General features: G+C 70.8%; 22 protein-coding genes and 2 tRNA genes. 12 read left to right on the top strand and 12 right to left on the bottom strand.

What is annotated here, in order from left to right:
* Window positions 1-257: 257 nt before the first annotated feature.
* The 6 genes from QRN44_RS01210 to QRN44_RS01185 form a co-directional block, all read right to left on the bottom strand.
* On the bottom strand, window positions 258-890 hold the full coding sequence (locus tag QRN44_RS01210) for a HutD/Ves family protein (protein ID WP_175117982.1): 633 nt from the start codon (window positions 888-890) through the stop codon (window positions 258-260).
* Window positions 887-2,083, bottom strand: coding sequence for an imidazolonepropionase (hutI, locus tag QRN44_RS01205; protein ID WP_285038091.1), 1,197 nt, complete (start codon window positions 2,081-2,083; stop codon window positions 887-889). Before hutI ends, QRN44_RS01210 begins: the two co-directional genes overlap by 4 nt.
* Window positions 2,080-3,549, bottom strand: coding sequence for a formimidoylglutamate deiminase (locus QRN44_RS01200; RefSeq protein ID WP_285038090.1), 1,470 nt, complete (start codon window positions 3,547-3,549; stop codon window positions 2,080-2,082). The genes hutI and QRN44_RS01200 overlap by 4 nt, the downstream gene beginning before the upstream one ends.
* Window positions 3,546-4,763, bottom strand: a complete 1,218-nt coding sequence (locus tag QRN44_RS01195) for an allantoate amidohydrolase (RefSeq protein WP_285038089.1) — start codon at window positions 4,761-4,763, stop codon at window positions 3,546-3,548. Before QRN44_RS01195 ends, QRN44_RS01200 begins: the two co-directional genes overlap by 4 nt.
* Entirely contained in the window at window positions 4,760-6,430 is a 1,671-nt protein-coding gene (hutU, locus tag QRN44_RS01190; protein ID WP_121292294.1) for a urocanate hydratase, read from the bottom strand. Before hutU ends, QRN44_RS01195 begins: the two co-directional genes overlap by 4 nt.
* A gap of 156 nt (window positions 6,431-6,586) precedes the next feature.
* On the bottom strand, window positions 6,587-7,555 hold the full coding sequence (locus QRN44_RS01185; protein ID WP_064296871.1) for a diacylglycerol/lipid kinase family protein: 969 nt from the start codon (window positions 7,553-7,555) through the stop codon (window positions 6,587-6,589).
* A 57-nt stretch (window positions 7,556-7,612) separates the two neighbouring features.
* Here QRN44_RS01185 and serS point away from each other — a divergent pair, with 57 nt between their 5' ends.
* The 7 genes from serS (at window position 7,613) to QRN44_RS01150 (ending at window position 14,323) form a co-directional block, all read left to right on the top strand.
* Window positions 7,613-8,878 (top strand): serine--tRNA ligase, encoded by a 1,266-nt coding sequence (serS, locus tag QRN44_RS01180; protein ID WP_121292296.1) that lies wholly within the window; start codon window positions 7,613-7,615, stop codon window positions 8,876-8,878.
* Window positions 8,875-9,699 carry an HAD family hydrolase gene (locus tag QRN44_RS01175; protein WP_079003514.1) on the top strand — a complete coding sequence of 275 codons (825 nt, stop codon included), beginning with the start codon at window positions 8,875-8,877 and terminating at the stop codon, window positions 9,697-9,699. The genes serS and QRN44_RS01175 overlap by 4 nt, the downstream gene beginning before the upstream one ends.
* A 147-nt stretch (window positions 9,700-9,846) precedes the next feature.
* The gene (locus tag QRN44_RS01170) at window positions 9,847-11,094 is read left to right on the top strand and encodes an LCP family protein (protein ID WP_079003513.1); all 1,248 of its coding nucleotides are present in this window, start codon (window positions 9,847-9,849) and stop codon (window positions 11,092-11,094) included.
* 96 nt (window positions 11,095-11,190) lie between these two features.
* Window positions 11,191-11,275, top strand: a tRNA-Ser gene (locus QRN44_RS01165).
* Between the two features lie 140 nt (window positions 11,276-11,415).
* Window positions 11,416-12,720, top strand: coding sequence for a hypothetical protein (locus tag QRN44_RS01160; protein ID WP_285038088.1), 1,305 nt, complete (start codon window positions 11,416-11,418; stop codon window positions 12,718-12,720).
* 60 nt (window positions 12,721-12,780) lie between these two features.
* Window positions 12,781-14,121, top strand: coding sequence for an LCP family protein (locus tag QRN44_RS01155; RefSeq protein ID WP_285038087.1), 1,341 nt, complete (start codon window positions 12,781-12,783; stop codon window positions 14,119-14,121).
* A 113-nt stretch (window positions 14,122-14,234) separates the two neighbouring features.
* Window positions 14,235-14,323: transfer RNA gene (locus tag QRN44_RS01150), tRNA-Ser, on the top strand.
* Between the two features lie 199 nt (window positions 14,324-14,522).
* Here the strand turns inward: QRN44_RS01150 and QRN44_RS01145 are convergent.
* Both QRN44_RS01145 and QRN44_RS01140 read right to left on the bottom strand, forming a co-directional pair.
* Window positions 14,523-15,206 carry a hypothetical protein gene (locus QRN44_RS01145; protein ID WP_121292299.1) on the bottom strand — a complete coding sequence of 228 codons (684 nt, stop codon included), beginning with the start codon at window positions 15,204-15,206 and terminating at the stop codon, window positions 14,523-14,525.
* 209 nt (window positions 15,207-15,415) lie between these two features.
* Window positions 15,416-15,664, bottom strand: a complete 249-nt coding sequence (locus tag QRN44_RS01140; protein WP_147427149.1) for a DUF2795 domain-containing protein — start codon at window positions 15,662-15,664, stop codon at window positions 15,416-15,418.
* A gap of 81 nt (window positions 15,665-15,745) precedes the next feature.
* Between QRN44_RS01140 and QRN44_RS01135 the strand changes: the two genes are divergently transcribed.
* From QRN44_RS01135 to QRN44_RS01125, 3 genes are all read left to right on the top strand, one after another.
* Window positions 15,746-16,678, top strand: coding sequence for a hypothetical protein (locus tag QRN44_RS01135; protein ID WP_285038086.1), 933 nt, complete (start codon window positions 15,746-15,748; stop codon window positions 16,676-16,678).
* A 74-nt stretch (window positions 16,679-16,752) separates the two neighbouring features.
* Complete coding sequence (locus QRN44_RS01130) at window positions 16,753-17,694, top strand: putative RNA methyltransferase (protein ID WP_285038085.1); 942 nt, start codon at window positions 16,753-16,755, stop codon at window positions 17,692-17,694.
* Window positions 17,695-17,785: 91 nt separating this feature from the next.
* Window positions 17,786-18,529, top strand: a complete 744-nt coding sequence (locus tag QRN44_RS01125; RefSeq protein ID WP_064296863.1) for an RNase H family protein — start codon at window positions 17,786-17,788, stop codon at window positions 18,527-18,529.
* Window positions 18,530-18,661: 132 nt separating this feature from the next.
* Here the strand turns inward: QRN44_RS01125 and QRN44_RS01120 are convergent, their stop codons facing one another.
* Window positions 18,662-19,372 carry an endonuclease/exonuclease/phosphatase family protein gene (locus QRN44_RS01120; RefSeq protein WP_064296862.1) on the bottom strand — a complete coding sequence of 237 codons (711 nt, stop codon included), beginning with the start codon at window positions 19,370-19,372 and terminating at the stop codon, window positions 18,662-18,664.
* Between the two features lie 102 nt (window positions 19,373-19,474).
* Window positions 19,475-21,712 carry a HelD family protein gene (locus QRN44_RS01115; protein WP_121292307.1) on the bottom strand — a complete coding sequence of 746 codons (2,238 nt, stop codon included), beginning with the start codon at window positions 21,710-21,712 and terminating at the stop codon, window positions 19,475-19,477.
* A 180-nt stretch (window positions 21,713-21,892) separates the two neighbouring features.
* On the opposite strand from QRN44_RS01115, the gene QRN44_RS01110 reads away from it, so the two are divergent.
* Window positions 21,893-22,405, top strand: a complete 513-nt coding sequence (locus QRN44_RS01110) for a DUF4190 domain-containing protein (protein WP_285038084.1) — start codon at window positions 21,893-21,895, stop codon at window positions 22,403-22,405.
* A gap of 26 nt (window positions 22,406-22,431) precedes the next feature.
* Here QRN44_RS01110 and QRN44_RS01105 read toward each other — a convergent pair whose 3' ends face one another.
* On the bottom strand, window positions 22,432-23,322 hold the full coding sequence (locus QRN44_RS01105) for an alanyl-tRNA editing protein (protein ID WP_285038083.1): 891 nt from the start codon (window positions 23,320-23,322) through the stop codon (window positions 22,432-22,434).
* A gap of 126 nt (window positions 23,323-23,448) precedes the next feature.
* Between QRN44_RS01105 and QRN44_RS01100 the strand changes: the two genes are divergently transcribed.
* Window positions 23,449-23,823 carry a hypothetical protein gene (locus QRN44_RS01100; RefSeq protein ID WP_175117968.1) on the top strand — a complete coding sequence of 125 codons (375 nt, stop codon included), beginning with the start codon at window positions 23,449-23,451 and terminating at the stop codon, window positions 23,821-23,823.
* Window positions 23,824-23,921: 98 nt separating this feature from the next.
* Here the strand turns inward: QRN44_RS01100 and QRN44_RS01095 are convergent, their stop codons facing one another.
* Window positions 23,922-24,950 carry a YdcF family protein gene (locus QRN44_RS01095; RefSeq protein ID WP_121292315.1) on the bottom strand — a complete coding sequence of 343 codons (1,029 nt, stop codon included), beginning with the start codon at window positions 24,948-24,950 and terminating at the stop codon, window positions 23,922-23,924.
* Window positions 24,951-24,996: the final 46 nt, after the last annotated feature.

Genomic DNA, 24,996 nt, shown 5'->3' with positions numbered 1-24,996 from the left:
CGCGGGTCTGTGACGTGAGCGCGCCCCTCCGGGAACCCGCGCTCACGCGCGCGGGGAGCGCTCACGCCGGGTGTGCGCCATTCACGTGGGCGCACCGCGCCGGCACCCGGAGGGGAGGTCTCAGGTCAGCGCGGTGCGCTGGCGCGAGAGCTGTCGAGTCGGCGTGAGTGCGGGTCAGCGACGTGGGCGCACCCCTCCGGAGACCCGCGCTCGCGGCTGTGGGGCGCGCTCGCGTCAGCGCACCGCGCTGGCGCCCATCACCGACGGGGGAGGATCCGGGCGAGCGCGATCGTGGCGTCGCCGGTCAGGGACAGGGTGCCGGCCTCGAGTCGGAGGGTGTCGTGCCGCTGGAGCGCACGAGGGTCCAGACCTGGCCCCTCCGCCGACAGCAGCCCATCGAGGAACACGACGAACGTGGTGGCACCCGGGGGCGTGGTGACGAGCCTCGAGCCGTCGACGACGCCGACCTCGAGCGATCCACGGAACCGGTCCCGCGACACCATCAGGTTGAGATCGAGCGTCGGCCCGACCACGCCCCGCGACGACACCGCTGAGGCCCCGTCGAAGGCGGCGACCCGCCACCGGTCCAACTCGACCGGCTCACCGTCGATCACGAGTCCGAGTCCGCCCGCCGACAACGCCATCAGCTGACGGTCGACGCCCGGGAACGACGAGAAGGCGACGTCCGACTCGACCGTAGCGATGCTCAGCGTCCACCCCGGAGCGGCCGGTGCGTCACCGACACCGTCGTCGAGCCCACCATCGGTCCGGAGCCCGACGGCCTCGACGGCGATCTCCGTCGCGGTCCCCAGCCCGTTCCGCCAGCGGTAGCTCCGATGCCGGTCGGCCGGCAGCAGCACGAGTGCGCGGCCCTCCGTCGTGTCGCTCACCGCTGCGTCGTCCCAGCCGTGACACGCTCGCCGCGGTGCCGGACGCCGACCGTCAACGGCACGCCGGGCCGGTAGGCGAGGTGCGACACCGAGGGCGCGTCGAGCACCTGCAGGTCCGCAAGACCACCCACGCGAAGCGATCCGACGGCCTCGGTACCGTGCTCGAGACCGATCGCCACTGCGGCCCCCCGCGTCGCCGCCCACACCGCCTCGGCGATCGTCAGTCGCATCTGCAGCACGGCTGTCGCCACGCAGTACGCCATCGACGTCGTGTACGAGGTGCCCGGGTTGCAGTTGGTCGCGAGCGCGATCGAAGCACCGGCGTCGATGAGCGCGCGCGCCGGCGGGAACGGCTCGCGCGTCGACAGGTCGCAGGCCGGGAGCAGGGTCGCGACCGTCGACGAACCGGCCAGGAGGTCGACGTCGACGTCCGACAGGTGGTTGCAGTGGTCGACGCTCGCAGCCTCCAGCTCGACCGCGAGGCGCACCCCGCCGCTCTCGCCGAGCTGGTTCCCGTGCACCCGGACGCCCAGGCCCGCAGCGCGACCGGCGAGCAGCACCTCACGCGACTCCTCGACGTCGAAGGCCCCGACCTCGCAGAACGCGTCGATGTACGACGCGAACGGGGCCACCGCCGCGAGCATCGGTCCGGTCACGAGGTCGAGGTAGTCGCGGCGGTCGACGCCGGCCGGCACGAGATGGGCCCCGAGGAAGGTGACGACGTCGGCGACCTCGGCCGCCGCCCGAGCGGATCGCGCCTCGCCCTCCACGTCGAGCGCGTAGCCCGTCTTCGCCTCGAGGAAGGTCGTCCCCTGCGCGAGCGCCTCCGCTCGCAACCGCTGCGCACCCGCGACGAGCTGCTCCTCCGATGCGGCCCGAGTGGCGGCCACGGTCGTCGCGATCCCGCCCGCCGCGTACCGGCCGCCGGCCATGCGCGCCTCGAACTCCGCCGAGCGGTCGCCCGCGAACACGAGATGCGTGTGCGTGTCGACCCAACCCGGGAGCACGGCGCGTCCGCCCACGTCGGTCCGCGTGTCGGCGTCGGGTGCGTCGGCCGCTGCGCCGAGCCAAGCGATCCGGCCGTCTTCGATGACGACCGCCGCAGCGGTGATCCGGTTGCCGTCGACGTCGCCCGGCCCGGAGCCCGCGTTGGTCGTGAGCTCGGCGATGCCGGTGATGAGTTCGCTGGTCATGGCTGCCTCTCCTGCGAGGGGTGATCGGGTGTCGGGTGCGAGGCGGCCGCCCGGGGCGTCTCCGTCGATGCTGCCAGCTCTGTCAGCGCCACCGCGAGGAGCTGTTCCGGCGTCGACTCCCGTGATGTCGCAAGCAGCCGACCTCGCTCCGCCACGAGCCGCCCGCCGACGACGACACGCTCGACGTCGGACGCGGTCGCGACGAGGGCGAGTTGCGCCGGGTCCATGCCGGTGGTGCGGAGGCTCGACGTCGACACCTCGACGAGGTCGAGCGGATCACCCGGATCCAGCGCGTGCCGCCCGAGTCCGAGCGAACGGTAGCCGTGGTCGGTGCCCGCCTGGAGGAGCTCGGCGGGCGAGAACCGGCCGCGTCTGCCGGAGGCGAGCCGTTCCCCGGCTTCGAGACCACGCAGTTCGAGCAGCGGGTCGACCACCGCGTTCTGGTCGGAGCCGACGGCGATCCGGGCCCCCGCGTCCGCGAGGCGGCGGGCCGGTCCGATGCCGTCGCCGAGGTCGGCTTCGGTCGTCGGGCACATGACGACGGTCGCGCCGGACCGTCCGATCGCCGTGACGTCAGCGTCGGTCAGGTGCGTCGCGTGGACGAGGCTGATGCGCGGGGCGAGCGCTCCGAGCGCGGCGAGCACGCCCGTCGGCGTCCTGCCCGTCTTCGCGAGCGTGTCGACGTTCTCCTGCGGTTGCTCCGACAGGTGGACGTGCAGCGGGACGTCGTCGGTCAGGCCGGCGAGTATCGTGCGCATGGCGTCGACGGGCACGGCACGCACCGAGTGCAGCGCGGCACCGAGCGTGACGAGTCCGGCGGTACCGACGGAGCCGGACAGTGCGTCGCGTAGTCGATGCCAGCGGGCGAGCCAGTCGGCCGCGTCGCCGTCGCCGAACGCGAGCTGTTCGGTGAGCAGCGGTGCGGCAGGGCCCCCGGCGGGCCCGAGGCCGCTTGCGAGGTAGGCCGTGTCGAGGAGGGTGAGCCGGATGCCGACGTCGGCGGCGGCTTCGGCGACCGCCAGTTCCATCGCGTGGGCGGTCGGGTACGGGGTGCCGTCGGCCTGGTGATGCACGTAGTGGAACTCGCCGACGGCCGTCCAGCCGCAGACGAGCATCTCGCCGAACACGGCACGTGCGACCCGGCCGTAGTGGTCCGGGTCGAGGCTCGCGGCCGCCGCGTACATCGCCTCGCGCCACTGCCAGAAGTCACCGCCGTCGGCGTGGGTGCGTCCGCGGAGCAGACGGTGGAACGCGTGGGAGTGGGCGTTCCCCATGCCCGGGACGACCGTTCCGAGGCGGCGGTCGCCCGCCTCCGGCTCGACGCCGCGCTCGACGGTCGCGATCCGTCCGGAGTCGTCGGACGTGAAGCGCACGCGGCCGGTCGGGCGACCGTCGATGATCGCCGTCGCGGCCCAGATGGGAGCCCGCACGTCCGCCGCGCCGGGGTCGACGCTCGCGACCGTCACAGGACGCTCCGGAGCAGGGCTTCGAGCGCTTCGACGCCGGCGACGCAGTCGGCCGTCTCGGCGAACTCCTCCGGCGAGTGCGAGACACCGGTCGGGTTCCGGACGAAGACCATTGCGGTCGGCACCGCGCCGCTCAGGACGCCGGCGTCGTGGCCTGCGCCCGTCGGCAGCAGCGGGACCCCGCCGAGGGTGCCGGCGAGCCGTGCGGCGAGTTCTGGGTCGAACTCGACGACGCCCGACCAGGACTCCTCGATCAGCTCCACCACGCAGCCGGAGTCGACGACGGCCTCCTGCACCCGGCCCTCGATGTCCGCGACGAGGGCGCGCGTGCCGGCGTCGGTGGCCGCGCGGGCGTCCACCCAGGCGTCGACCTCGGAGGCGATGACGTTGGTGCCGCCCGGCACGATGCGCAGGCGACCGACGGTGGCGCGGGCGTCGTCGGTCGCGAGGGCGGCCTGCTCGATCGCGAGGACGGCGCGTGCTGCGGCGACCACGGGATCACGGCGCTCGCGCATGCCGGTCGCGCCGGCGTGGTTCCCCTGACCGCTCACCCGGAGGCGCCAGCGGCCGTGGGCGAGGATCGACGAGGCGACGGCGGTGGGCGAGCCGAGGTCGATGAGGCCGCGACCCTGTTCCACGTGCAACTCGATGAAGAGTCCGATGCGGCCGAGCGCCTCGTCGTCACGGCCGAGGTGCTCGGGAGCGAGCCCGGCAGCGGCTGCGGCCTCCGCGACGGTGACTCCGTCGGCGTCCGTCAGCGCTCGGGCGGCGTCCGCGGTGATCGCCCCGGACAGGAGCCGGGATCCGAGGCAGGCGACGCCGAACCGGGACCCCTCCTCCTCGGCGAACACCACGACGGCGACGGGACGCGACGGCTGGAACCCGGTGGCCTGCAGACGCGCGACGGCGTCCAGCGCTGAGACGACGCCGAGCGGCCCGTCGAACGCGCCGCCGCCCGGGACGGAGTCGAGGTGGCTGCCGGTGACGACCGCGTCGGGCCCAGGCGCGCCCCACCACGCCCACAGGTTGCCGTTCCGGTCCGTCTCGACGTCGAGACCGAGTCGGGCGGCGCGAGCGGTGAACCACTCGCGCAGCTCGAACGCTGCCGGCGTCCAGACATGCCGGGAGTACCCGCCGCGTGCCGGATCGACCCCGACGCCGGTGATCTCGTCGAGCCCGGCGAGCCGGCCGTGGGCGATCAGGCCGTCGGTCACTCGCCCTCCCACATCGGCACCCGCAGGCCGCGTTCGCGGGCGACCTCGGCCGCCCGCTCGTAGCCGGCGTCGACGTGACGCATGACGCCGGTGCCCGGGTCGTTGACGAGCACGCGCGCGATCTTCTCGGCGGCGAGCGGCGTCCCGTCGGCGACGATCACCTGACCGGCGTGGATGGACCGGCCGATGCCGACCCCGCCGCCGTGGTGGATCGACACCCAGGTCGCGCCGGACGCCGTGTTGAGCAGGGCGTTGAGCAGCGGCCAGTCGGCGATCGCGTCGGAGCCGTCGGCCATGGCCTCCGTCTCGCGGTACGGCGAGGCGACGGAACCGGAGTCGAGGTGGTCGCGGCCGATGACCACGGGTGCGCTCAGCTCACCCGAGGCGACCATCTCGTTGAACTTCAGGCCGGCCAGGTGGCGCTCCTGGTAGCCGAGCCAGCAGATGCGGGCTGGCAGCCCCTCGAAGGCGATCTTCTCGCCGGCCGAGGTGATCCAACGGCGCAGCTTCTCGTCCTCGGGGAACAGTTCGAGGATGGCGCGGTCGGTCGCGGCGATGTCCGCCGGGTCGCCGGAGAGGGCCGCCCACCGGAACGGGCCCTTGCCCTCGGCGAAGAGCGGCCGGATGTAGGCGGGCACGAAGCCGGGGAAGTCGAAGGCGCGCTCGCAACCGCCGAGTTTCGCCTCGGCGCGGATGGAGTTGCCGTAGTCGAAGACCTCGGCGCCGGCGTCCTGGAAGTCGACCATCGCCTGCACCTGCTTCGCCATGGCGAGTCGCGAGCGGCGCGTGAAGTCGACCGGGTCGGCCGCCGCCTCGGTCTGCCAGTCGGCGAGCGCCGTGTCCTCGGGCAGGTAGGCGAGCGGGTCGTGAGCGCTCGTCTGGTCGGTGACGATGTCGATGGCGACACCGCGCCGCAGCAGTTCGGGGAAGACGGTCGCGGCGTTGCCGACGAGACCGACCGACAGCGGGCGCCGTTCGGCCTTGGCGGCGAGCACGCGTGCGACGGCGTCGTCGAGGTCGTCCGTCATCTCGTCGAGGTAGCGGTGTTCGACGCGACGCTCCAGGCGGCTCGGGTCGACGTCGACGATGAGCACGACGCCTTCGTTGAGCGTCACGGCGAGCGGCTGTGCCCCGCCCATGCCGCCCGCGCCGCCGGTGAGGGTCAGCGTCCCGGCGAGGGTGCCGCCGAACCGCTTGTCGGCGATGGCGGCGAAGGTCTCGTAGGTGCCCTGGAGGATGCCCTGCGTGCCGATGTAAATCCACGAGCCGGCGGTCATCTGCCCGTACATGGTGAGACCTTCGGCCTCGAGCTTGCGGAACTCGGGCCACGTCGCCCAGTCGCCGACGAGGTTGGAGTTCGCGATGAGCACGCGGGGCGCCCACTCGTGCGTGCGGAAGACGCCGACGGGCTTGCCGGACTGCACGAGCAGGGTCTCGTCGGCCTCCAGCCCTTCGAGCGTGCGGACGATCGCGTCGTACGCCTCCCAGTTCCGCGCGGCCTTCCCGGTGCCGCCGTAGACGACGAGGTCCTCGGGGTGCTCGGCGACCTCGGGGTCGAGGTTGTTCATGAGCATCCGGAGCGGGCCCTCGGTCTGCCAGCTCTTGGCGGTGAGGGTGGTGCCGCGGGCGGCACGGATGGTCCGGGTGGTGGTCGGCATGTCGGTCATGCGATCAGTCCACTCCTCCGGGGGCCACACGGCGAGAGTGACCGGGCTGTGGCTGTCTGGCCCGCCAGACATCCAGGTGTTCCGGTCACCGTTGGACCGCCAGCGCACCGCGCTGACACCCCGCCCGAAGCGAGTCGGGACGGAGACACGTGGTGACTACGGGAGCTTGACGAGCAGCCCGCCGCGGTGCGCGTCGAACGCGACCATCGTCGCCATACCGAACGCGTCGCCGTCGAGCTCGAGGTCCTGCGCCTCGTCGACCCGCACGGTCAACGCCTCAGCACGCAGGTTCGTCACGGTGTTCCCACCTCGGCCCTCGGTGAACCGGATCATCCGCCGCCCGACGGCCGTCCGCCGCAGGACCCGGTTCTCCCACGTCACCTTCCGCCACACGAGCAGCCAGCCGAAGGCACCCTTCGGCTGCAGCACCGCGACGTCGAGGAAGCCGTCGTCGAGCTCGGCGTCCGGCATGAGCTGCACGCCGCCCTGCAACGTGCCGCAGTTCCCGACGAGCACCGAACTCACGGTCGCCGCATGCTGACGGTGCCCGCGCAACTGGTAGTGGATGCGGAACGGCGCGGCCGTGGCGATCGAGCGGAGACCGGACTCGACATAGGCGAGCCAGCCGAGCGACTTCTTGAGGTCGGGGTTCGCGGTGGCGATCATCATCGCGTCGATGCCCATGCCGGCCATCACCACGAACGCGTGCTCCTCCTCCGACCCGTCGGCACGGGTGATCATGGCGACGCCGATGTCGATCGCGCGCGTGTCGCCGGTGAACGCCGTCCCGATCGCGGCCACCTGGTCGCCGAGCGGCAGCTTCAGGTTCCTCGCGAGCAGGTTGCCGGTCCCCGAGGGGATGAGGGTCAGCGGCACACCGCTCCCGCGCAGCCCCTCGGCGACGGCCCGCACGGTCCCGTCGCCGCCGGCCACGAGCACCACCCGGGCGCCGTCGAGGACCGCGCGCCGCGCCTGACCGACACCGGGGTCGTCGACACTCGTCTCATACAGGTGCGGAGCCGCCCATCCCGCCTCCTGCGACCGCGCCTCCAACGCGCTCCGCAGCCTGGTGGCGTCGACCTTCACCGGGTTGTACACGAGCGCGGCGTGCGCGGGAGTCGGCATGGCCCAACGGTACTGTCCCGGGGCCTCGTCACCGACCTCGATCGCTAGACTTGCCGGGTGATCGATCCCGTACTCCTCCGCGAACAGCCAGAAGTCCTCCGAGCGTCGCAGCAGAAGCGAGGGTCCTCCGTCGACCTCGTCGACCAGGCGATCGACGCCGACACCGCACGCCGCGCCGCGATCACCGGGTTCGAGGAACTCCGTGCCGAGCAGAACGCGTTCGGCAAGCAGGTCGCCAAGGCCCCCAAGGAGGAGAAGGCCGCCCTCGTCGCCCAGGCGCAGCAGCTCGCCGCCCGCGTCAAGGAGGCCCAGCAGGTCGCGACGGAGGCCGAGGCCTACTTCGCCGACGTCGCCGGCCGCATCCAGAACCCTGTCCTCGAGGGCGTACCCGCCGGCGGCGAGGCCGACTTCATCACGCTCCGCGAGGTCGGCGAACGCCCGTCTTTCGATTTCGCCCCCCGCGACCACCTCGAGCTCGGCGAACTCCTCGGCGCCATCGACATGCAGCGCGGCACCAAGGTCAGCGGCTCGCGCTTCTACTTCCTCCGCGGCATCGGCGCCCGCCTCGAGATCGCCCTCATGAACCTCGCGCTCGACCGCGCGATCGAGGCCGGCTTCGTCCCGCTCATCACCCCGACGCTCGTGCGCCCCGAGATCATGAAGGGCACCGGCTTCCTCGGAGAACACGCCGACGAGGTCTACCAGATCGCCGGCGAAGACCTCTTCCTCACCGGCACGAGCGAGGTGGCGCTCGCCGGGTACCACTCCGACGAGATCCTCGACCTCGAGCAGGGCGCGCTCCGCTACGCCGGCTGGTCGACCTGCTACCGCAAGGAGGCCGGATCCTACGGGCGCGACACCCGCGGCATCATCCGGGTGCACCAGTTCAACAAGCTCGAGATGTTCGTCTACACCAAGCCGGAGGACGCCGCCGCCGAGCACGAGCGCCTGCTGTCGTACCAGGAGGCGATGCTGCAGTCGCTCGGCCTCAGCTACCGGGTCATCGACACGGCCGCCGGCGACCTCGGGTCGAGCGCGGCACGCAAGTTCGACGTCGAGGCCTGGGTGCCGACGCAGGACGCGTACCGCGAACTCACCAGCACCTCGAACTGCACCACCTACCAGGCGCGTCGCCTCGACACCCGGTACCGCACGGAGTCGGGCAAGACCACGCCGGTCGCGACGCTCAACGGAACGCTCGCGACCACTCGCTGGATCGTCGCGATCCTCGAGACGCACCAGCAGGAGGACGGCAGCGTCGTCATCCCCGAGGTGCTGCGTCCGTACCTGGGCGGCATCGAGGTCGCGAGGCCGATCCGATGACGGACGAGGTGACCACCACCGCCACCCCGCTGCTCATCGCCCTCGACATCGACGGCACCGTGCTGCACGAGGACGGTTCGCTCAGCCTGTCGGTCGCCGACGAGGTGCGTCGCGTGGTCTCCCTCGGCCACATCGTGACGCTCGCCACCGGTCGCAGCTGGGAGAGCACGCGCCCGGTGCTCGAGGAGCTCGAGCTGACGCCGCAGTACGTCGTCTGCGCGAACGGTGCGCTCATCATGAAGCGCGACGAGTCGAAGCCCGACTCCTACGAGCGCTTCTTCACGGAGACCTTCGACCCGACCGAGGTCCTCGGGCTCATCCAGCCGCACCTCTCCGAGGGCAGCTACATGGTCGAGTACCCCGACGGCTTCCGCAAGTACACGGTCGGTATGGAGGACTGGAACCTCGAGAACGCGATCGAGGTGCCGTTCGAGGAACTCGTGACGAGCCCGGTGACGCGCGTCGTCGTCGTGTCCCCGAGCCACGACGAGGAGGAGTTCCTCCGCATCGTCGACGAGATCGGGCTCAGCCAGGTGAGCTACGCGATCGGGTGGACGGCGTGGCTCGACATCGCGCCGAAGGGCGTCAACAAGGCGACCGCGCTGGAGCGTGTCCGGGAGTGGCTGGGGCTCGAGCGCTCGCAGATGGTCGCCGTCGGCGACGGCCGCAACGACGTCGACATGCTCGGCTGGGCGGCAGCGGGAGGACGTGGTGTCGCCATGGGCCAGGCACCCGAGGAGGTCCTCGCGGTCGCGTCGGAGGTCACCGGGACGGTCACCGACGACGGTCTCTCTCAGCTCCTGAGGAGCATTTCGGGTTAGCATCGTCCAAAGCTCCGTGTCGTCACGCCGTTTCCGGTGGGCACGGGGCGTCGGTGCGAGCCTGCTGCAGGTGTCCGCCGGACGACTCGCCGCAGCCCGGTCTCCAGGGTTCCGGCAACCCCTGTTCCTGAGACGAGAGCGAGATCCATGACCCGCAACGCCGACGCGTCCAAACCGCGCGCCGCCGTCCGTCACGGCAGACTCCGCAAGTCGAACCCGTTCGTCACCGTCGCGAAGATCGTCGCCGCGACGGCCGCCGTCGTCGGCGTGAGTGGTATCGCGGTCGCCGGTGTGGCCGCACTCGACCTCGCCAACAGCGTGAAGCCCGTCGCCCACCTCGACAACGAGACGCCGGGTGCACCGCCGCCCAACATCGGCGCGATCGAGGGCGGCGTCAACCTGCTCCTCGTCGGCAGCGACTCGGGCGACGGCAATGCGGCGTACGGCGATCGCGAGGAGAACCTCAACGACGTCACGATCCTCATGCACATCTCGGCAGACCACTCGAGCGCGACCGTGGTCAGCTTCCCGCGTGACATGTACGTGCAGATCGGCGACTGCGCCGACGGCGGCAACGGTCGCGACAAGATGAACACCGCCCTCATGTACGGCGGGGCCGACGGCGGGCTCGCCTGCGCGGTCTCCACGGTCGAAGGCATCACCGGGCTCTCCATCCCGTTCGCCGCGCAGATCGGCTTCGACGGTGTCATCTCGATGTCCAACGCGGTCGGCGGCGTTCCCGTTTGCATCACCGAGCCGCTGAACGACGCCTGGAGCGGCATCAACCTCGACGTCGGTACCCACGACCTCTCGGGTGCGTCCGCGCTCGCCTTCCTCCGCTCGCGTCACGGCGTCGGCGACGGCAGCGACCTCTCGCGCATCTCGAACCAGCAGGTGTTCCTCTCCTCGCTCGTCCGCACGCTGAAGAGCAGCGACACGCTCTCCGACCCGATCAAGCTCTACTCGATCGCCCGTGCGGCGCTGAAGAACGTGACCCTGTCGAGCAGCCTGAACAACATCGACACGATGGTGTCGATCGCCGCAGCGCTCAAGGACATCCCGCTCGACCGCGTCGCGTTCGTCCAGACGCCGACGGCCACGGTCGAGGGCGGGGTCGCGGCGACGTCCGATGCCGACGTCCTGTGGACGGCGCTGCAGAGTGATCAGGCCGTCGCGCTGTCCGCCACCGGCAAGTACGTCGTGACCGACCCGAACGCACCGGTCACGCCAGACCCGGCGACGACCGACGCGGCGGCGGATCCCGCTGCCACGGCGGACCCGGCTGCGCCCGCGGACCCGTCCGCCGCCGGCCCCGTCGCCCTGCCCGACACGATCACCGGCCAGAACGCCGCGCAGAACACCTGCACGGCCGGTCGTCCGGAGGAAGACCAGTAGCCACCGCGTGATCGGATGGGGCCGCTTCGCCGCTGGCCCCATCCGATACACTCGATCCTGGTCGTCAGCTGCGTCATGGCGGGCGATCGACCATCAGGAGGGCTGTCCGAGCGGCCGATGGAGCCAGTCTTGAAAACTGGTGGGCAGAAATGTCTCGTGGGTTCGAATCCCACGCCCTCCGCACGTATTCGGAATGGCTGGGTGGGCCTGCGCTGCACCGTTCATCGGTATGATATTCATCGACTGATATGCAGACATGGAGCGGCTCGAGTGCGTACTCGTCGACTCGTGTCGGCAGACGATTCGAAAGCAGAACCAGCGATGACCGAGCCCTCCGACCAGCCTGAGAACTCCCAGGAGACGAGCGGGCAGGTGCCGCCGCCTCAGGGCCCCGTCCCACAGCACCCGTCGACCGACGGATCCACGCCGCGTGCCGATGCACCGCAGAACGGTGCGGGGACTCAGCAGTATCCGTACGGTGCGTCCCAGTATCCCGTCAGTGTCCCGCAGGGCCCGTACGGCGCGTCCCAGAGCCCGGCGGGCGCTCCGCAGAATCCGTACGGTGCGTCCCAGAACCCCTACGCCGGTGCACCGTCCCCCTACGCCCCCGGAGTCGCCGGTCCCGCCAAGCGGCGCAAGTTGTCCCGCGGCGGACTCATCGGCATCATCGCGGGGGCGGTCGTCCTCGTGATCATCGTGGTCACGGCCGCCGGTATCGGCATCAGCTCCGCGATCCGCGGGGCGCAGGGTGACCCGAAGAGCATCGTCACCGACTACTTCACCGCCCTGCAGGACGGCGACGCCAAGCAGGCACTGAGCTACCTCGACGAGTCGATCAGCGACAAGACGCTGCTCACCGACGACGTCCTGAAAGCGTCCGCGAAGCTCGGCAAGATCAGCAAGGTCAAGCTGACCTCCGCGAAGGAATCCAGTTCCACCACCACGGTCACGGCGACGTTCTCGGTCGGTTCCACCCCCGTGACCCAGGAGTTCTCCGTCTACAAGGCGTACAAAGGTGGCTACTCCATCCTCTCGGGGGGAACGGTCAGCCTGTACCCGTCGATGCTCGACGGCGTCACCGTAACGGTCAACGGACAGGAGGCGAAGGGCGACTCCTGGACGGTGTTCCCCGGCGCCTACCAACTCGCGCTCCCCAAGACACTCGAGGAATCGTTCTCGATCTCCGGAGCAGACGACCTCGTCGCCGCCGGTGACTCCTACGACCTCCTCTCGGACGTGAAGGTCGAGCTCAACGAGGCAGGCGTCAAGCAGTTCCGCGACGCCGTGACGGAAGCGGTGAACGCCTGCATCGCCTCGACCAGCCTCACCGCAGGGTGCGGTCTCGACATCCCGGCCACACTGTCGGACGGCACGGCGGTCGCGGACGGCACCATCACGCGCACGCTGAGTGCGGACGCGCAGGCCAACCTCGCCAACCTCGAACCCCGCGAGACGTTCGTCAACCCGCTCCAGGTCTATGGCGACTACATCGGGAGCGTCAAGGCGTCCTCGACGAGCTGCACGCAGAACGGAGCGACCGGCGGTTGCGACATCCTGTTCGGTCCCTCGCTCGGCTCGCCGCAGGTGGACTTCACCTCGGGAACCCCGGTGGTGCGCTGGGACTGATGCGTCGCGGAAACCCGGTCGCGCACCCTCGTTCACAGCCGGACCTGCTTTACTGTTCCGATGCCCCCGATCACGTCTGACGCCGTCGAGCCCGCGCGGAACCGCACGGGCCGTGGCGCAACCGGTCGTGAGGGACGTTCCCGCAAGCTCAGCACCATCGCCCGTCACGGGCGGTTGCAGCGACCGAGCGCCGTGCGGACCGGCCTGAAGATCATCGCTTCGACCCTGGCCGTCGCGCTGGTCAGCGGTGGCATCGTCGCGGGGATCGCCCTCTGGGACGTCGCCGCCTCGGTGAAGCCCGGTGTCGCGCTCGTCGACTCGCAGGGTGAGGCGGTCACCGACCTGCCGGCGATCGGAGCGTATCCGGGCGGCGTCAATCTCCTCATCGTCGGCAGCGACTCCCGCGCCGGCCAGGACCCCGTCTTCGGCGACGCCGAGGAGGAGACCGGCAACCTCAACGACGTCACGATGCTCGTGCACATCTCGGAGGACCACAGCAACGCGACGGTCGTCAGCTTCCCGCGCGACATGTTCGTCCCCATCCCGTCCTGCCCCGACCCGGCCGGCGGCTCGTTCGACTCGATGAGCCGGCAGAAGATCAACACCTCCTTGAGCTACGGCGGGCTCGCGTGCACGGCGCTGACGGTGTCGCAGCTCACCGGTCTCGAGATCCCGTTCGCCGCAGAGGTGCAGTTCAGCGGCGTCATGGCGATGTCGACCGCACTCGGCGGGGTGACGGTGTGCGTCGCCGACCCGATCGAGGACGAGTACACGAACACCTTCCTGTCGGCCGGCGAACACACGCTCGAGGGCTACGAGGCGCTGCAGTTCCTCCGCACCAGGCACGGTGTCGGGGACGGCAGCGACCTCAGTCGCATCAGCAACCAGCAGGTGTTCCTGTCGGCGATGATGCAGCAGGTCAAGAGTGCCGAGACGCTGACCAACCCTGGGACCCTCTATTCCCTGGCCAAGGCGGCGGCGCAGAACATGCAGCTGTCCGACAGCCTGACGAGCCTGGACACGATGATCGCGATCGCCATGACGCTGCGCGACGTCGACCTGTCGAACATCGCGTTCGTGCAGTACCCGAACGCGGCCGTCGAGGGCGGGGTCGAACCGATCGACGACGCGGCCGCCGCGCTCTTCGAGGCCCTCGGTAACGACCAGCCCATCCAGCTGTCGGGCGCGACCGGCGCCGGTGCGGTGACGAATCCGACCGACCCGACCGCGGTCGATCCCGCCGAAGGTGCGGATGCAGGTGGCGATCCTGCCGCGACGGCTCCGCCTGCCGATGCGTCCGACACGTCCGCCGGGGGTGCGGTGGTCCTTCCGTCGACGGTGACGGGCCAGACCGCCGACCAGCGCACCTGCTCCCGCGGCCGCACCCTCGACGACCAGTAGGCGTCCTGGCCTCGTTCCCTGAGCGTGTCGAAGGGCGTCTCTAACCCGGGGATTCGTCACCACGCCCATCTCCGGTTATGCTGGTCGTCGTGCGTCCGCTTGCGAGCGCACATGGAGACGTCGCATAGTTCGGCCTAGTGCACCACCCTGCTAAGGTGGAGTCCCCTCACGGGGACCGCGGGTTCAAATCCCGCCGTCTCCGCACTGGATTTCAGCTCGAAACCCTCGCCTCGGCGGGGGTTTCTGCGTTGCACGATGTCTGTCGGAATCGCCAGCGCGGTGCGCTGACGTCACCGCGCCCCGTAGGCGTGAGTGCGCCCCTCCGGAGACCCGCGCCCGGGTCTGTGACCCGCGCTCATGTCAGCGCACCGCGCTGGGGAATCCACCAGGTGGCGGTGAGCTCAGTCGCCGAAGTTCGTGTACGGTGCGCCGATGCTCTCGATGGGGCTGTCGGTATCCTGTGCAGAAATGAAGACGGAGTACGTGTGCTCGTTGCCCTGGTCGTCAGTACCGACCGGTGTCTCCGCCACCGAGATGCTGAAGTGACGTCCGCCGTTCGCATCGACCTGGTCGGGGTGCTCCGGATAGCGCTCACGGACGATACTGACCGAGGCCCCGACCATCGTCCCGTCGATGGACCGGAAATCGACCTCGCCGAGAGCCGACGCCGTCACGGTGATCGACCAGTCAGGACTGAACTCGCCGCCGTCGCCCTGTCGGTCGAAGATGCCGATACCTGTCCACTGGTAGCTGGTGTTCGGGATCTTGCCCGGCGAGTTGTCCTCGACGACGGGTTCCTGTCCGAACAGGTTCGTGAGCCTGGCGCGCGCCTCCACCGACGGGTCGTCATAGGCGAAGCTCTCCAGTGGCGTCCCGGTCGTGTCGACGAGTTCGAGTGCCAGCGGGCCGACGACGATGGCGACGACGTCCTCAGCAGGAGTGGCGGCCGGTTCCGGTGCGGCCGACTTGGTCGGGGAACCGACCGGCGTACCGGTGGGTGCTGGGGCACTCGGCGCGCAGGCGGTGAGTGCGACTCCGAGCGCGATGACGATTCCGACAGCTGCAGACCATGTGCGATTCCCCATCGAGCCAGTTTAGGAGCCCGAACGTGAGCAGCCGGGACATCGCACACCGAAAGTCGACCATGCCCGGCCGGATCGCCAGCGCGGTGCGCTGACGTCACCGCGACCAGCACGCGTGAGCGCGCCCCTCCGGAGACCCGCGCCCGGGTCTGTGACCCGCGCTCACGTCAGCGCACCGCGCTGGGGAGTCCACCAGGTGTCGGACGGGGCGGTCAGGCGGAGCGACGGAGCTCGCCGTGGTGGCGGAGTTCGCGGAGGACGCCGAACGAGCCGGCGTAGTGCTCTTCGGTGAGCGTGTTGAGCGCGGCGAGGGTCCCGCGGTCGAGTCCGGAACGGACGGCGATCGACTGCAGTTCGCGGCGTGAGATCGGGAAGTCCACGGTCCTGAGGAGTGACTTCAAATCGGCGCAGGCCGCTGTTTCAGGCGGCTCCGCCGTGTCGGGGTAAGGTCTGGCATCCATGTCCACATTGTCGGTATCGACCCCCGAAAAGGCGACAGTCGGACGCCGTTCTGGCGCAAGAGGGCGCTAGCCTGACGTGAAATGATGCGAGGGAGCGGCACCGTGCCCGACGACCGCGACACCGGGACGCCGGCCCCGACGGGCCTGGCGTCTGCCGCCGTCGAGCTACTGCGCGTCCCGCTCAGCGGCTTCGTGATGGAGCGCAGACGCCTGGCCGTCGCAGCGCGCGACGACGGGGACGACGAGCTGGCGACCGCGATCCTCGCCCTCCGCAAACCGTCGGTCGCCGCCTGGGCGCTCAACGTGTTGACGGCGCATCGCCCGGACCTGCTCAGCGAACTGGAACAACTCGGCTCCGCGCTCGGCGACGCCCAACGCTCCGGCGACGCCACAGCGCTCCGCACGCTCGGCACCGAACGTCGCTCGCTGATCGCGACGCTCGTCACCGCCACCGTCGAAGCCGCAGCAGCGGAGGGGGCGTCCCTCTCCGGAGCGGTGATCGAGACCGTCCGCCAGAGTCTGCAAGCGGCGAGTGCCGACGCCGACCTCGCCGCGCAGGTGTCGTCCGGTCGACTGACCGACGCCCCGACGTCGAGTGGAGCGGGGTGGGGCGGTGTGGTCGGCGGGGCCGGAGCCTCAGACGAGGACGCGTCCACCGCACGGTCGGACGGCGGCCCGAGCGGCGACGACACCGCCGGAACGGGCGCATCCGCCGACGCCGATGACCGTCGTCGCCGACTGCGCACGCGGCTCGAGGCGGCCGAGCGTGCCGAGGAGTCCGCGGATCGCGAGAGCGAGCAGGCCACCGCGCTGCTCGACGAGTCCGCGGTGCGTCGCTCGGAGCTCCTCCGTGAGCGAGAGGACCTGGCCCGTCGATTGGACGAGCTGGACGCGGAGCTTGCGGACGCCACCCGGGAGCTGGCCCGCCGACAGCGCGAGGCGGACCGGACACAGCGCGCGGGCGAGGCCACCCGCGACGAGGCGGAGCGGTTGCGTTCCGCGCTGGACGACTGAGGGACGCGGCGTCGCACGGGGGTGCCCGGCGCGCCTAGACTCACCGTGTGGGTGACGTGCGACAACCGGAAACGATGCGACGACAGCGATCGCCGCAGCTGGAATCGGAGCGGTTCGTCGACGTGCCGGCGCTCGCGGAGGTCCCGCAGCACGACCGGCTCACGCTCGTCGCCCCGGATCTCGCCTGCACCATCTGCTCGGCGGCGCTGACCCTCGGAGATCGCGTGCTCCGCTGCCCGGCCGGCCACAGCTTCGACATCGCCCGCCAGGGGTATGCGTCGCTCGTCGTCGGTGGCCGGACCCCGAAGACGGGCGACACCCAGGAGATGGTCGCGGCCCGGGCGGCCTTCCTCGAAGCCGAGCACTACGAACCGATCGCCGACCACGTCGCCGAGACGCTGCCGCAGGCGCGCCTGCACCCGGACGGCACGGTCGACGACAGCGGGTCGCCCCTCGTCGTCGACATCGCCGGGGGGACCGGCTATTACCTGGGCCGGATCCTCGACGCCCGGCCCGCCTGGCGCGGCTTCGGGTTCGACCTGTCGCCGCTCGCAGCACGTCGCGCCGCGCGCGCACACGGCCGGGCTGCAGCGGCGACCGCTGACGCCTGGGCGCCGTTCCCGCTGCAGGCGGCGTCGGTCGACCATCTGTTGAGCATCTTCGGCCCGCGGAACGGTCCCGAGATGCGTCGGGTGTTGCGCCCGGACGGACTGCTCACCGTCGTGACACCGCAACCCGGTCACCTGGCCGAGCTGCGCGACCGACTCGGCATGATCGGGATCGCCGAGCGCAAGGACGCCCGCCTCGACGCGCAGCTCGACGGCTTCACGCTCCGTTCCCGCGACACGCTCGACTACGCCGTCGAACTCATGCCGGAGGAGGTGCGCGACGAGGTCCGCATGGGGCCGAGCGCCCACCACCTCGACGACGACGTGTTCGAGCAGGCGATCGCCGACCTACCCGGCTACACGACGGTCACGGTCGCCGTCACGCTCAGCGTCTTCGCGCCCGCCTGACGCCGGCCGGCGCGACTCCGGCACCGCGAGGCCGGCGTCGGGGCGTCGGTGGTGCGTCGATACGATGGAGGGCACTCATCGAAAGGCGCTCATGACGATCACCGCTGCCGCAGACGGCTCCGCCCTCGGCAACCCCGGACCCGCCGGCTGGGCCTGGTATGTCGACGACGATTGCTGGGCAGCCGGGGGATGGCCGCACGGCACGAACAACATGGGCGAGCTTCGCGCCGTCCTCGAACTGTTCCGCGCCACGGAGCACCTCGACGAGGACCTCCACATCCTCTGCGACAGCAAGTACGTCATCGACTCCATCACGAAGTGGATGCCGGGCTGGAAGAAGAAGGGCTGGAAGAAGGGCGACGGCAAGCCCGTCATGAACCTCGAACTCATGCAGGAGATCGACGCCGCCATCGCCGGGAGGCGCTACCGGTTCGAGTGGGTGAAGGGGCACGTCGGTCACCGACTCAACGAGGCCGCCGACATCCGTGCCCGCACGGCCGCCGAGGCGTTCCAGCGCAAGACGCCGGTCCCGGAGGGACCAGGCTGGACCGGCGCCGGAGCTGCGGAGACCCTGTCCACCCCCGAGGCTGATGCCGACGCTGAAGACGCTCCCGAGACGACCGAGCCGGAGCTCTTCGCCGAGCTCGAGGTCCAGGAGGAACGCACCGCCCCCGTGTTCGACGCGGAGGACGACGGCGCGCTGTTCTCACTCGACGTCGAGCCGACGTGGCACCAGCTCACCCTCGACCTCACGACTGACGAGCACGAGCGCCTGGTCCGCCGCGCCCGCGAGGCCGGGACGAGTGTCCAGGAGTTCCTCCGCGGCCTCATCTGACGTCGCTTCCGAGTTCACAACTCAGGACGAGCGCGGCGTGTCCCGCGCGGCACGCCGCGGCGGACAGGCGCCGCGCCGAGCGCATCCTGAATTGCGAACCGGACCGGGCGCGCGCAGAGGCAGGCGACCGGGTCAGCGGGCGGCGGACTCCGGAGCGTCGTCGTCGACCGGCACGGCCGCACCGTAGGTGGCGTCCACGAGGATCGGCAGGTGGTCCGAGATACCGCGGCGGAGCGTCTGCACCCGGTCGATCTTCAGGCCCACGGACGTCGCGAAGTCGAAGTGTCCACGGAACATCTTGTAGCGCGTGTAGGTGCTGCGGTCGCTGAGGCTCAGATCGTAGCCGCTCTCCTGCATCTTGGTGCCGAGGCCCTTCTGGAAGAGCGGGTAGTTGTAGTCACCGACCATGAGGGTCGGGACGTCGCCCATCGCGTGCAGCTGCTCGTGCGCGGCCTTGATCTGGTGCCGACGCAGTGAGTTGAGCGCGGTGAGCGGGGCCGCGTGGAACGAGGCGACGATGAGTTCGCGCCCGGCCTCGACGTCGGTGAGGCGGGTGCCGATGAGCCGCTCGTGCGCCGGCGCGAGCACCATGTCGTGCAGCGACTTCTTCAGCGCGAACGTCTGCGTCGACTCGGCGGTGAACCGGTCGCGGCGGTAGTAGATCGCGAGGCCGAGCCGGTTGCGGTGGGTGCTGTCGGCGAGGTGCAGGCCGCCGAGTTCGGCGGGCAGCTGCAGGGTGTCGGCCTCCTGCAACGCGAGGACGTCCGGGCCGAACTCTTCGGTGAGTGCGACGAGCTCGCCGCTGGCCTTGTTCTTGCGGAGGTTGTAGCTGATGACCTTCATCCCAGCCTCACATTCTGTTGGCAGAGCCCAAGCCTACGGTCCTTCCCGTCGCCTGGTGCTCTGGAGGGGTCCGGACGACGGTGCGTCGCCGGTTGCCGACGGTCAGCTCGACGAGTCGATGACCGTGAGCCGTTGGGTTGCGCGGGTGAGTGCGACGTACCGGAGTGACAGGGCCGCGTGGCCCGTCCCGCCCAGCGCGTCGGGCTGCACGAGGACGACGCTGTCGAACTCGAGGCCCTTGCTCTCGCGCGCGGTGCCGGTCCACACCCGGGCGCGATCGGCTCCGGTCTCGGCGAGGAGGGCGTCGATCTCCGCCAGGAGCGAGCGGGGAGCGATGACGCCCGCGATGCCGGCGTGTGCGGTGATCGCGTCGACGGCGGCGCGGACCGCCGTCGGGGCCAGCGCGGCGGGTTCGACCGTGAGCTGCACGGGCTCCTCCTCGCCGCGTCGGATCGAGACGGGCGCCGGGGAGTCCGGGTCGAGTTCGAGCCGGACGGGATCGGCGAGCGCCATGATCTGCTCGGGCGTCCGGTAGTTGACGGTGAGCAGCTCCTCCGTCCAGCGCGGGAGTTGCGGGCCGAGCAGCTGCTGCCAGCTGGATCGGGTGGCGGAGGTGCTCTGCTGGTTGATGTCGCCGACGAGCGTCATCGAGCGGTTGGGACCGCGTCGCAGGACGGCGCGCAGCAGCATGGGGGTGAGTTCCTGCGCCTCGTCGATGATGACGTGCCCGTAGACCCAGGTGCGGTCGCTCGCGGCGCGTTCGGCGGGGCTGCGGTCGTCCTCCACGGTCTGGCGGTCGGCGAGGTCCTGGGCGGAACGGAGGTAGTCGTCGTCCTGGGCCTCGTCGTCGATGCTGATGTCACCGATCATCTCGAGCACACTGCGCGCGTACTCGACGTCGTGACGGCGTTCGTAGGCGGCGCGGCGCTGCCGTTCCAGCTCGGGGCGCTGATCCTCGCCGATGAGCTCGGCGGCCTCGTCGACGAGGGCGATGTCGCCGGGCGTGAGCCGCGCGGCCCAGTCGACCTCACCCGCGCCGTCCGTTCCGGCGGCGGGTTGACGGAGCAGCAGGCGACGCTCCTCCTCGGTGTGGTCGGGAGCGACGCGAGCCAGCAGCTCGGGATCGGTGAAGAGGCGGTCGATGATCTCGGCCGGCTCGAGGATCGGCCACATCGTGTCGAGCAGTTCTTCGACCTCGGGCTCCTCGCTCAGCTCCTGTCGCCGCTCGTCGGCGTCCTCACCCGTGCGGGGTTCGAAGCCGTCGCGCTTCGCTTCGAGCCCGATGAGGTGCGTCAGCACGGCGCGGTCGAACCGCAGCTTGGCCTCGTTGTGCGGGGTGCCCGATCGCTCGATCCCGGCCTTGATTCGGCGGAGGACGCCCGGCGTGACGCGGAGCGGGCCGTCGCCGGCGATGCGGATGGTGACCGGCTGGTCGAGCGGCACCTGACGCTCGCGGACGGCCCGGGCGACGACGTCGGCCATACGCAGCCGGCCCTTGAGCTCGGCGGCCTCGAGCGAGTCCTCGGCGTGCGCGTCGAGGCCCGGCACGAGGGTCGCCGGAGTGACGAGGACGACGGCGGTCTCGCCGAGTGACGGCAGCACACGGCTGATGTAGTCGAGGAACGTCGAGTTCGGCCCGACGATGAGCACGACGCTGCGCATGAGTCGCTCGCGGTGCTCGTAGAGCAGATAGGCGGCACGGTGGAGGGCGACGGCGGTCTTGCCGGTGCCCGGACCGCCCTGGACGAGGAGCGTGCCGGGGAGGGGCGCCCGGATGATCGCATCCTGTTCGGCCTGGATGGTGTCGACGATGTCCGCCATGTGCTTGGTACGAGCGCGACCGAGGGCCGCCAGCAGCGCACCGGACTCGCCGATGCCGCTCGGCTCGTCGTCGCTGAGCATGGTCGTGTCGAGCACCTCGTCGTGCACCTCGGTGACGCGGCGACCGGCCGTGCCGATGCGGCGGCGCAGGCGGAGGCCTTCGGGGCGGAGTGGCGTCGCCGTGTAGAACGGGCGCGAGGCCGGTGCGCGCCAGTCCAACAGGAGCTGGTCGCCGCTCTCCGGGTCGCGGAGCCCGATGCGGCCGATGTGGTGCCGTTCGTCGGTCTCGCGTTCGAGGAGGCCGAAGAGGAGTCCGTAGCTGGACGAACGCAGCTCGACCATCCGCTGGCGGTGGTGGGCGACCAGGGCGTCGCGTTCCGAGAAGCTCGAGTCGTCGTCGCCGTCGAAGGCGCGGAGGGCGAGCTCGGAGCGCCGTTCCTCGAGGTCCGACTGCGACCGGATGACGTCGTGCAGCCGATCGAGATGGTCCTGTTCCTCGGCGATCGCGTCGTTCTGCACGGTGCTCCTTCTGGGTGTGGCGCGGTCCGTGTTCCGGGTTCCCTGCAAGGACCGCACGAATACGGTAGTCGCTTTCCGGGCCCTTCACCGCCCTTGAGCGTGAGCTCCCAGAGAGCTGGAGGCTGCCGTCGGGGCGCGGATTCGGGCACCGAGTGGCTGCTCGTCGATAGGCTGACGGGCATGAGCACACCGGACGGATCCAAGCCGCAGCCCCTTGCGCCGCAGCAGGCACACTCGCAGCAGTCGGTTCCGCCGCAGCAGTACCCGCAACAGCAGCTCCAGCCGCAGCAGTACCCGCAAGATCAGCTCCAGCCGCAGCAGTACGGGGTGCAGCCGTACGCCCAGCAGGCGCCCTACCCGCCGCAGTACGGCATGCAGCCGTACGCGCCCGTGTACCCTGCGCCCTACCCGTACCCGGCGTCGCCGCCGAAGGGCCTCAGCATCTCCAGCATGGTCATCGGCCTGGTGTCGCTGTTCTTCGGGTTCACCTTCGTGCTCCCGGTCGTCGGATTCGTCCTCGGCCTCATGGGGCTCCGCCGTGAGCCCGCCGGTCGGGCGATGGCCATCACGGGCGTCGTGCTCAACGGGCTGTTCCTGCTCGTCTGGGCGGCACTCGTGCTGCTCTGGGTGTTCGTCATCGGTGGCCTGCTCGCCGGCGTCGGCGGTGCGGCCTCCACGGGCATCGCCGCCTAGCCGCCGGTCAGCCGTCGAGCCGCCGGTCAGCCGGCCGGGACGACCGTGCTGATCATCGACAGCACCACGGCGCCGTCGACCTCTTCGCGTTCCAGCCACACCGCGATGCTCGAGAATTCGCTCAACGACGCCACGTGTGTGCCGCCGCAGGCGATGACCGCAGGGCCGCCCGGCAGCTCGCAGTGCCAGCTGCGCCGATCGGTGAGCAGCTCGCCCTCGCGATCGATCCGGACGGCGGCGCCGCTGTCCAGCCAGCCGTCGAGGGTGTTCCGGATGCGTGACCCGAGTGCGTCGAGGTCGTCGAGGGCGGCCGGGTCGAACCCCTTCCGTCGGAGCGACTTCCCGATGCGGTAACGGTCGGTCGACGCGTTGGGGGCGATCCGCGACGACTCGCAGGCGAGCGCGTCGAAATCCGGGGCTCCGAGGGCATCGGGGACGACCTCCTTGCGCCAGGCGTCGGCGAGCGCGGCGTTCAAGGCGAGTGATGCGAGGTGGCACCCGGTGTGCCCGGCGGAGAGCGCGTGTCGGGTGGACGCGTCCACCTCGATGCGGGCCGTCGCGCCCTCGACGGCGCTCCGGGCCGTTTCGATGGAGACCAGGTGGGCGACGAGGAAGGCCCACCCCTCGGTGCCCTTCTTCACAGGGATGTCGGCGCCGAGGTACAGCCGGGTCCCGTCGCTCGCGGCGACGACGCAGTCGGTCACGGCGACCTCCACGGCGCTGGTGCCCTCACCGAAGGTGATGGTCGCCGAGTCGGCGGGCTGGTCGGGCCACGCGGCGTCGACCGGGTGGCAGGCCGTCTCATCGAGCACGACGGCGAGGTGATCGCCGACGGGTTCGACGTGCAGCACCGTGCCCGTCGAGACGAGGGCTCCGGTGGGATAGGTGACGCGCGTGTCCGTGACGGGGAGGCTCATGTCCCCACGCTATCGCGACCGGCCCGGACGCCCGTCGGCGGCTGTCAACCCCGGGAGACCGTGGAGGATCACGTCGTAGAGTCCGAGGACACGGAGCGCGACGCGTTCCGCGGAGAGGAGTGCATCATGACGGATCAGCAGGACCAGCATTCAGGCGACGACCTCGCGACCGGTGCGGCCGGAGCGGACCAGGAAGCCTGGGAGGGTGCCGACATCGACACCGCAGAGCTCGTGAGCTCCGACCAGACGACCGCAGGACCGGGCTCGGACGGGTCGAGTCAGACCGTCGACGGCACCGGCTCGGAGGACGCGGCTCCCGACGAGGAGCAGGCGACCGAGGAGGCCGTCGAGACCCCGGAGCCCTCGACCGAACTCGACGCACCGCTGGCCGAGGGCGAGGGTGGCGACGCCGACGGTTCGGCCGACCACCAGCCCGACTCCGGGCCGGCCTCCGAGGCCACCGACGACGCCCGCGAGGTCTACGACACCGCACCCGACTGAGTCGGACACCACACGACCGACGGGCCGTCATCCGATCCATTCGGACGACGGCCCGTCGCGCGTTGCGGGCGTCGTCGGCCTCGGGCTGGGAGGGCGGCTCAGATCGGTAGGAGCGACCAGACCACCGCGAGCGCGATCAGGGCCGCGACGCCGGCGATCGCCAGCGCATTGAGCAGGCGGTGCTCGACCATGATGGCGACGTACTCGCGGAGGAACGCGCTCGGCACGTAGTAGGCGGCCGTCGGGGAGCCGATCACCTGGGCCTCGCTCCCGATCGAACGTGCAAGGAGGGCCGCGCGGAGGACGTGGTAGTTGTTCGTCACCACGATCGTCTCGCCGTCCCGTCCGACCGACTGCTGCAGGTCGCGGGAGAGCACCAGGTTCTCGCGCGTGTTCGTGGACGCGGTCTCCGGCAGCACGTCGGACGGGTCCGCGCCGTTCGCGACGAGGTACTCGGCCATGGCGGTGCCCTCCGGGCGGGGTTCGTCGTCGCCCTGTCCGCCGGACGGGATCAGGAGCGGCCGCGTCGCCCCCGGTGACGTGGCCCGGTAGATGCGGAGCGCCAGGTCCAGGCGACTGCGCAGCAACGGCGGGACCTCACCGTGGATGAGGCCGGACCCGAGGACGACGAGGGCGTCGGGCGTCCGCGTGTGCCGATAGCGGCTGTAGACGAGTGAGTACACGCCGAAGGCAGCGAACGTCGCCGCCGCGTAGAAGCAGGCGAACCCGAGCAGGAGGCCCAGCGCGACGAGGACGATCGTCAGCCACGAGGGCAGGGACTGCGGGTGCGCTCCGAGGACCAGCAGCACGGCCAGCACGGGCAGGACGAGGATCGCGACCCCGGCGAACAGCGAGAGCAGGTTGCCCAGGCTGCGTCCTTCGAGCCGGAGCATCGTGATGCCGTTGCCGATGAGGAGGACCCCGAGCACACCCACCAGTAGGACTGTGCCGAACGCGGCGAGGAGCACGGTGAACGGCGTCGTGCGGGACGCCTCCGAGAGGAGCGCCACCAGCCCGCAGGCGATCGCGGAGACCAGGAAGACCCCGTTGCGCAGGCGGCGGGCGTCGCTGCGTCGACTCACGACGTAGAGCACCGCGAAGACGGCGGCCGGGAACAACATGATCATGCGCTCATCCTGCCCGACCGATCGTCGTGCGCGGGCCTGGTGGACG

The organism is Plantibacter sp. lyk4-40-MEA-4 (assembly GCF_030209415.1).
In the GTDB taxonomy this organism is placed as follows: domain Bacteria; phylum Actinomycetota; class Actinomycetes; order Actinomycetales; family Microbacteriaceae; genus Plantibacter; species Plantibacter flavus_A.
This window is presented reverse-complemented; position numbering and strand designations above follow the sequence as displayed.

What these genes read in the sequence shown, in the direction of transcription:
- hutI (WP_285038091.1), bottom strand. Translation starts at nt 2,083, where the DNA reads ATGACCAGCGAACTCATCACCGGCATCGCCGAGCTCACGACCAACGCG.
- hutU (WP_121292294.1), bottom strand. Translation starts at nt 6,430, where the DNA reads ATGACCGACATGCCGACCACCACCCGGACCATCCGTGCCGCCCGCGGC.
- QRN44_RS01185 (WP_064296871.1), bottom strand. Translation starts at nt 7,555, where the DNA reads ATGCCGACTCCCGCGCACGCCGCGCTCGTGTACAACCCGGTGAAGGTC.
- QRN44_RS01175 (WP_079003514.1), top strand. Translation starts at nt 8,875, where the DNA reads ATGACGGACGAGGTGACCACCACCGCCACCCCGCTGCTCATCGCCCTC.
- QRN44_RS01170 (WP_079003513.1), top strand. Translation starts at nt 9,847, where the DNA reads ATGACCCGCAACGCCGACGCGTCCAAACCGCGCGCCGCCGTCCGTCAC.
- QRN44_RS01160 (WP_285038088.1), top strand. Translation starts at nt 11,416, where the DNA reads ATGACCGAGCCCTCCGACCAGCCTGAGAACTCCCAGGAGACGAGCGGG.
- QRN44_RS01155 (WP_285038087.1), top strand. Translation starts at nt 12,781, where the DNA reads ATGCCCCCGATCACGTCTGACGCCGTCGAGCCCGCGCGGAACCGCACG.
- QRN44_RS01145 (WP_121292299.1), bottom strand. Translation starts at nt 15,206, where the DNA reads ATGGGGAATCGCACATGGTCTGCAGCTGTCGGAATCGTCATCGCGCTC.
- QRN44_RS01140 (WP_147427149.1), bottom strand. Translation starts at nt 15,664, where the DNA reads ATGGATGCCAGACCTTACCCCGACACGGCGGAGCCGCCTGAAACAGCG.
- QRN44_RS01135 (WP_285038086.1), top strand. Translation starts at nt 15,746, where the DNA reads ATGATGCGAGGGAGCGGCACCGTGCCCGACGACCGCGACACCGGGACG.
- QRN44_RS01130 (WP_285038085.1), top strand. Translation starts at nt 16,753, where the DNA reads ATGCGACGACAGCGATCGCCGCAGCTGGAATCGGAGCGGTTCGTCGAC.
- QRN44_RS01125 (WP_064296863.1), top strand. Translation starts at nt 17,786, where the DNA reads ATGACGATCACCGCTGCCGCAGACGGCTCCGCCCTCGGCAACCCCGGA.
- QRN44_RS01120 (WP_064296862.1), bottom strand. Translation starts at nt 19,372, where the DNA reads ATGAAGGTCATCAGCTACAACCTCCGCAAGAACAAGGCCAGCGGCGAG.
- QRN44_RS01110 (WP_285038084.1), top strand. Translation starts at nt 21,893, where the DNA reads ATGAGCACACCGGACGGATCCAAGCCGCAGCCCCTTGCGCCGCAGCAG.
- QRN44_RS01105 (WP_285038083.1), bottom strand. Translation starts at nt 23,322, where the DNA reads ATGAGCCTCCCCGTCACGGACACGCGCGTCACCTATCCCACCGGAGCC.
- QRN44_RS01100 (WP_175117968.1), top strand. Translation starts at nt 23,449, where the DNA reads ATGACGGATCAGCAGGACCAGCATTCAGGCGACGACCTCGCGACCGGT.
- QRN44_RS01095 (WP_121292315.1), bottom strand. Translation starts at nt 24,950, where the DNA reads ATGATCATGTTGTTCCCGGCCGCCGTCTTCGCGGTGCTCTACGTCGTG.